General features: G+C 34.8%; 7 protein-coding genes and 1 pseudogene. 1 reads left to right on the top strand and 7 read right to left on the bottom strand.

Annotation, left to right across the window (positions count from 1 at the left end):
- Positions 1-217: 217 nt before the first annotated feature.
- From AB5443_RS24160 to AB5443_RS24130, 7 genes and pseudogenes are all read right to left on the bottom strand, one after another.
- On the bottom strand, positions 218-430 hold the full coding sequence (locus tag AB5443_RS24160; protein WP_368114563.1) for a hypothetical protein: 213 nt from the start codon (positions 428-430) through the stop codon (positions 218-220).
- Between the two features lie 76 nt (positions 431-506).
- Positions 507-1,010: an imm68 putative immunity domain-containing protein gene (locus tag AB5443_RS24155; protein ID WP_022137013.1), complete on the bottom strand. Its 504-nt coding sequence runs from the start codon at positions 1,008-1,010 to the stop codon at positions 507-509.
- 98 nt (positions 1,011-1,108) lie between these two features.
- Positions 1,109-1,636, bottom strand: a complete 528-nt coding sequence (locus AB5443_RS24150; protein ID WP_022137012.1) for a hypothetical protein — start codon at positions 1,634-1,636, stop codon at positions 1,109-1,111.
- Positions 1,637-1,709: 73 nt separating this feature from the next.
- Complete coding sequence (locus tag AB5443_RS24145) at positions 1,710-2,612, bottom strand: Imm51 family immunity protein (protein ID WP_195406453.1); 903 nt, start codon at positions 2,610-2,612, stop codon at positions 1,710-1,712.
- Positions 2,613-2,705: 93 nt separating this feature from the next.
- Positions 2,706-3,320, bottom strand: a complete 615-nt coding sequence (locus AB5443_RS24140; protein ID WP_195406452.1) for a hypothetical protein — start codon at positions 3,318-3,320, stop codon at positions 2,706-2,708.
- A 57-nt stretch (positions 3,321-3,377) separates the two neighbouring features.
- Positions 3,378-4,013, bottom strand: a complete 636-nt coding sequence (locus AB5443_RS24135; protein WP_195406451.1) for a hypothetical protein — start codon at positions 4,011-4,013, stop codon at positions 3,378-3,380.
- A gap of 74 nt (positions 4,014-4,087) precedes the next feature.
- Positions 4,088-4,321, bottom strand: a pseudogene (locus tag AB5443_RS24130) (tyrosine-type recombinase/integrase); the annotation flags it as partial.
- A 340-nt stretch (positions 4,322-4,661) separates the two neighbouring features.
- On the opposite strand from AB5443_RS24130, the gene AB5443_RS24125 reads away from it, so the two are divergent.
- Positions 4,662-5,390 (top strand): TetR/AcrR family transcriptional regulator, encoded by a 729-nt coding sequence (locus AB5443_RS24125; protein WP_195406449.1) that lies wholly within the window; start codon positions 4,662-4,664, stop codon positions 5,388-5,390.
- The last annotated feature ends 65 nt before the right edge of the window (positions 5,391-5,455 follow it).

Raw genomic sequence — 5,455 nt, 5'->3', positions numbered from 1 at the left:
TTCTACACAGTGTGACTGTTTCCGCATATCGGGGCGGTTATTGTCGCTTGTCGTAAACGGTTGTAAACCCTTGTCAACTGTCTGCACGGTGTGACAAAAAACAAGCCCCGCAAATTCTCCACGTCAGAAATACGTCTCAAAAATATGTGGAAATTTGGGAAGCGACAAATGGCAACCGAAAAGTGTTAAATTTTAGAATATGCTGGTAATTAAAGATTTACACTCGGATATTTCTGATTAGTTTTGGTTGTTCTATGGTTATAAATACATATCTGGAAAGTAAAGAAAAGGATAAATCATACCCTTTCAGAGTTAGTTTTAAAGTTTTGGTAGATTTGAAAAACTTAAATCCTATCGGAATAAGCCTTTCTTCTAACATTGTCCCGAATACTTGAATTATATCTTTAGGTGAACGATTATCTTTTTTCATTGTTACAATTTATTTTTTATGGACCCATAATGGGATGTAGCTTGCAGCCATTAGGCAGGACAGGTATATGTTATCGCTACATTTGATTAATACAATTGCTTAATAAGCTACTAATTTCCTTGCAATCATTTACTAATTCTTGCAGCTCACTCTCATCCATGAACTCCGCAAGTTCGTATTCTTGTGGAGTATTTATAAAGTTGTTCAGACCACTCAGGAGCAGCATTGCATCATCCTTTGATGCAGAAATAGAAAAACTATTGGAGTATTTGCTACTGCTATCTAAATGTTTTATATCAACCATTCCATTTTTGATGCTTTCTAAAAGAATAGCAGATAAATCTATTACAACATCGACAGCCATATCGAAATGTGGTTCATGTGTTTTTTCTACACAAAAATACACATCGCCCCCATTGATGGAGTTTTCTTTCAGCAAAACATCTAAATGAATATCTGATAGTATTTTACTTAGTTCAAGATTACTTTGTGTTTGCTTTCCGAAATAATCCAGCAATAGAAGAGAATCATCACATCCACCTACATAATTGCCCCACCATTTTTTAATGTAAAGTTCCATATTCAGTATCTTTTAGTTTGTAATTCATTTATTTAGCGATAATGTCCGGCAGCGTTCCGCCTTGTTCAGTCGGGTTGCTGTTTGTTATCAATATTTCTTTAATTCACATTGTTCCCTATTTCAATTATTGGTAATAGGGAATTGTCTATTTCATAAACAAATTTCTTTTTCCCCAAATATGCCTTACTATAAAACACTTTGTGGTTTCCTCTCAATATTACACTGTCATATCCTGAGTCTTTTTTTAGCTTCAAATTTATCTCATTGGATATTTTATTGATAAGACAATCCGGCGTTTTTGAAATAACCCTTAATTGTAACATTTCTAATTCTGTTGCATTTTCTCTACCGCCTTTGCCTTCTATCACAAACTTGCATTGTGCATCATCATAGAAATTAAACCTATTCTCGTGTTCTAACGATAGTGTTGTAATAAAGAAATTCAAATTTTTATCTCGATTACTTTTCACAAGACGAGTTGTATTGTCAGTTATAACAAGTTTATTTATGAAGCCATCGTTAGTCTTATCTTCTACAAAAACAGATGCTCCATATTTAGTCAAAATTTCATCTATCAAAATGATGAAATCTGATAATGATGTTATAATTCTTGTATATATTGGCATATTTGGTATTTTAATATTGATAATGTGTTTCGGCTAACCGAATTTAAGCGGTTTGCCGATTGTTATATACCTCTCATATTACATAATTCTTTCTGTTAAACATCCAGCAAGGAAATTCCCAATTATTCCTGCTCTGCTTTTGCATTTGTACAATAAGCCCTTGTGCTTCATTCCTTACTTTTTCAGATTTATCATTTATCAAAAACTCGAAATCTTTAATTGAAGGAAAATATAAAGAAGACAAACCATTCAATCCCCAAAATCTTACTTGTGTAGTCTTATGTTTAAGACACTTCAAAAAATAAGGTTTAATGCGTAAGTCCGGTAAATGGCGAATACAAATAAAATATAATGTCGCTGTTAGTTCCTCGTAAACTTTGGAGTCGGTCTCTTTCTCAGCAGCCGCCAATAAAAGTTCAATCGTATGAGGATGGGAAAGATAGTTATCCCACTTCCTTGTTAATGTACGTGCTTCAGCATTGATTTTTCTCAATGCAAGAATCCGAGTCTTTGCATCTTCGCTTTGTATGCTCTCCAGATATTCTTTTTGTTTTTTATTCAATGCGGGACATGGTACATTTTGATAGAACTTGTCTTGACTTATTTCGTCCAAATCCATTACAAAACCTTTTATGAGCAATTTCTCTGCTTCATCTAATGATATAAGCAGTGGTTTATTGTCTTTCTCGTAATCATTTTGATTTCCTGCAATTTCAGCAAACAAGGAACATAACTGTAACAGCGCATTTTGTTCCTTTGAATATGCACAGAACATTCCTGCTTCGCTATCGAATTGAATGTTTTCAATTCGATGCTTCTTTACTAATTTCCTTGCTAATCGCTCAACGCTATATCCACCACATCCTTTATCTCCAAAATAGTCATCCAATAAATGAAATTCAGAAAGAATTATGCTGAATCTATCATCATGTTCTACTAATATACAAGGCCAATATTTGTTTTCTGCATTATTCATTTTTATTATTTTATGGTATATAATGGCTAAGCGGGGAACACTGTTCAAGTGTTATCACGCTTTGTTAGCACCGTTTTCTCTATTCATATCAAATTACTCCGGATATATTTTTTGAGTTGTACCGTCACTCAATATTTCAAGGATTGAAATATCATCATACATTATTATGTAGTGACGCTCAAAATATGCATCTACCCAAACTTTTTGTGTTATACCGCAAATCCTATCATCTTGGTATGAATAGTAAAGTTCTTCATATTCGCTTCTATTACCAAAACTATAAGCACTCTTGATTTTGTTATCTTCTATTTGAGTGATAGTAACTCTCTCTAATCTTGCATTTGTTTCGTTTTCAAATACACTACCAAAAGAGTATTGAATGGTTGAATCAGAAGAATAAAAATAGAATTTGTTAGAAACTATCCATTGACTATTCAAATCATTAAACGAATCATATTCGACACCATTAATAATTTGATTGTCGGTATTTAATAAATAACATTGTCTATTTGCTCCCGGTTTAGATGCTTTTTTTAGAAATCTCCCCGGCTTATTTCCAAGTAACTCACTATGAAATGGTAGAATTGAATAAGGTGGAATCACACCTTGTCCCCATTTTGAAGCTACCCCTATTTTATTCGCTTCTTCTTTAAAGAATGCGAACTCTCTTTTATTACGCTCAAATAGTATTTCTAATTCTTTTTTCATATTCTTTTTGTAGTTGGTGCTAATGGGGTGTAGATAACCTATCGTTAAAGAGGTTATCTACTTGTTACCAATGATTTGATTTTCATAAGCATCTGTACATTCCAACAATCTTCTTATACAATTCAGTATTATAGGAGAAACATCTATTTTGTATGAAATAGTTTCATTTTTATCTGTTTGAAAATATAACAGACTTCCTTGGAAAAAGTACGTTTTTATTTTACATAACTTATTCATCATAGGCATTCGTACATATAGAGTATTATCTTTATTGTAGACTGATACAGAAGCTAACATTTTGTAGTCAATACTTTTTTTATAGAAATCCATTCTATAAATAGTATCACCTTCAAAGATTATAGAAAAGTTATCTAAATCTTTATCTCTGTCAATTGGTAAATTTTGGTTTTCAGTTTCTTGAAAGAAGTTAATCAATACATTTCCAACCTTACTTGAAGAATAGAAACAACAGTGTTTAACCTTATCTCTATAATTTGTATCAAATTCGATGCTTCCAGCATTCAATTCAATATTGATTATAGGCTTAAACTTAGAATTTCCTTCTGGATTTTGATTGATTTCAAATTTATTTGTATTGAAGTTAAATCCTAAAGTTTCATTTGTGGAAATGCACAAGATGCCACCCTTAGGATTGTATTTAAAGGTTGAAAGCTTATTCGTTTTATTTTTCATGACTCAATTTATTCTTATTGGTAACGAGTTACTAACAGCGAAACATAACAGTCCGCTGTTAGCAACTCCAAATTTTATAATGTTTCTTCCGTCAAAATATCATCCAACGGACTTTTAATTTTACTTTTATAAGTGTCTGCTATATGAACATATAACTCTGTGGTTTTAATATTGTTATGTTCCAGTAGCTCTTGAACGATTTTTAAATCCGTTCCTTGCTCTATCAGGTGGGTAGCGAACGAATGTTGAAACAGGTGCGGGTACACCTGTACCGTATGGTCGCTGTATCGCATCTGTTTCAGTTTCTCCAAGAATCTTATGTCATCACCGCCGAATTTCACTTCTACATCTTTCTTTCGCCTTCGTGTCGAAAAATCAAGCGTTATTTTCTCTCTTTCTTGATGTGTTATCATGTGATTGTATTACTGTATTTATATAAATAAAATTATATATACCTGTATAACAGTATATTATGTATATTGAATATGAAATAAGATATATATATTGCCATAAAAATACATCTTTATCATTATGTGAGCAACTAAACGCAATCTTTTTTTCTCTTTTCCCCTCAAATCTGTTTTATAGCAGAAATTAAGTGGCTTATATTTATTTTTTCTACTTTTGCGTGCAATAGTATAAATCAACATGGAAGAACCAAAGAAAAAACGCAACCGCCGCACCCGTGCCGAACTCGAAGCGGGTGTATTTGATGCCGTCCGCCAGTTGGCAAGTGAAAAAGGTCTGGCTCAAATCACCTTTACGGATATTATGCAAAGGGCAGGCATCCAAATGTCCGTCCTGCTCAAAAATTACAAGAGCATAGATCGGGTACTGGATAAGTACGCCTACATTTCCGACTACTGGCTGCACGACCTGTTCGACGAAGAACACCCCACCGACAAAGCCGGTGAGGACATACTGAAAAGAAACTTGAAATCATTGGCAGTCTATCTCTATGACAACATAGATATGCAGCACCTGTTGGTGTGGGAGCTCGAAGCCGACAATCCCACCACCCGCCGCATCGCCCGAAGTCGTGAGAAACATTACCGCACAGCGATAGATGAACTGAAACATTTGTTCGAGGGTACAGGCATCCCTGCTGACATCATAGCCGGACTGCTCACCGCCGGAACATACTACCTGATACTGCACCGTCGCCGTTCTACCTTTTGGGGAGTGGACTATCAGCGCATGGAGAACCGGGAGCGGCTATACGCTGCGCTCGACTATCTTTGCGAATTGGTGTTCTCCGCACTCAAAGAGCATAACAAGACTGTTGAGATAGCCCGCAACTTCAAACAGAAAGGGATAGACATCGCCACCATTGCCGAGTGCACCGATCTTCCTGCCGATGTCATTAAGCGGCTATAAACCCATACAATTCCCAGCACCCTCATGAATGGCAGGTGCAAGGTGCGTGTATATCTATATATATG

Source organism: Bacteroides sp. RTP21281st1_H5_RTP21281_210402 (assembly GCF_040918965.1).
Lineage (GTDB): Bacteria > Bacteroidota > Bacteroidia > Bacteroidales > Bacteroidaceae > Bacteroides > Bacteroides congonensis.
Note: the sequence above shows the minus strand (reverse complement) of the source record. Positions and strands in the feature narration are given on the sequence as shown.